Raw genomic sequence first — 1146 nt, 5'->3', positions numbered from 1 at the left:
GATATTGAAATTATATCTAAAAAGTATTAATTAGATATAAAATAATACCAAGAAAAATCAATTATCCATTACGATTTCCAGAAACACTTTTCAAATATAATGAAAATTCTTCTTTACTAATTGTATTTCTAGACAATAATTTTTTTCTATGAAATTTTAAATTGAGTAATTCAAATTCATCAATTTTACCTTTACTTCCTTCTATAGCCTGTTCGTATAAATTTATAGCTTTATCATACTCACCTTTACAAGTATAAACTTTAGCCATAGATTTATATAGAGCAACAGAAGGCCCGTATACTGCAAGGCATTCTTTATATCTTTCTTCTGCCAAATCATAAAATCCATGTCTTTTATATTGCATTATAAGATATATTATTTGTGCTTCCACATCAGATATTTCATATTTTAGATCATATTGATATCTAACCCAATTTATTACATCATCTTCATTTAAATTCCTTTTAATCATATCTTTTAAAAAGATTGATAATCCGCCCTTAAAGAAGTCATTATAAAAAACTGGATATGCATCTTTTATTAATTCCATTATAATTAATAAAGTTGTTCTTTTGTTTCCATCGGCAAAACAATGTCCTTTATTTAATTTATAAATAATCATCGCTGTCATTTCAGCAAAATCAGAACAATAGGGTTTAGGAGGATTTGAAAATGGAATTGTGGAATAAACGCAATTGCAAAGATCTAACAAAGTTCCTTTGTTTAAAATAGCAAATTTTTTTAATGATTTAGATGAAGAATCATTCATCAATTCTTTGTTGATTTCAACAATACGCTTATACAATAATTCAGCATCTTCATTAAAAAAAATTTCTTCCATCACTTATCTTCTAAATACCTTAAAGCTAATTTATTATCTTCCATTAACATTTTAATGATTTTTTTCTCATTCTCTTTCGTTGTTTTTTTTATTTTAGGAAGAAATTTTAAATCCACATTAGCATATTTTTTATCTTTCATCATACCAAATAAACTTTCTTAAGATTTTAATAATATAATTATATCATTTTATATATGAATAAAACAAAAAACGAGTAGCTAAACACTACTCATTTTTCACTCCTATTTAGTCAAATAAGCCAGTAGCTTTTGCTTTTTCTTCAGTTTGCTTCATAAGCTCGCCAT

General features: G+C 25.0%; 2 protein-coding genes. Both read right to left on the bottom strand.

The genetic code is table 11. The features are described 5' to 3' along the window. Positions 1 to 61: 61 nt before the first annotated feature. Positions 62 to 841, bottom strand: a complete 780-nt coding sequence (locus CAMP5082_RS08200; RefSeq protein ID WP_337206427.1) for a Fic family protein — start codon at positions 839 to 841, stop codon at positions 62 to 64. Beyond that, positions 841 to 981, bottom strand: a complete 141-nt coding sequence (locus CAMP5082_RS08195) for a hypothetical protein (protein WP_257915070.1) — start codon at positions 979 to 981, stop codon at positions 841 to 843. The genes CAMP5082_RS08200 and CAMP5082_RS08195 overlap by 1 nt, the downstream gene beginning before the upstream one ends. Positions 982 to 1146: the final 165 nt, after the last annotated feature.

This window comes from Campylobacter sp. LMG 17559 (assembly GCF_024723605.1).
Classification (GTDB): Bacteria; Campylobacterota; Campylobacteria; order Campylobacterales; family Campylobacteraceae; genus Campylobacter_D.
Note: the sequence above shows the minus strand (reverse complement) of the source record. Positions and strands in the feature narration are given on the sequence as shown.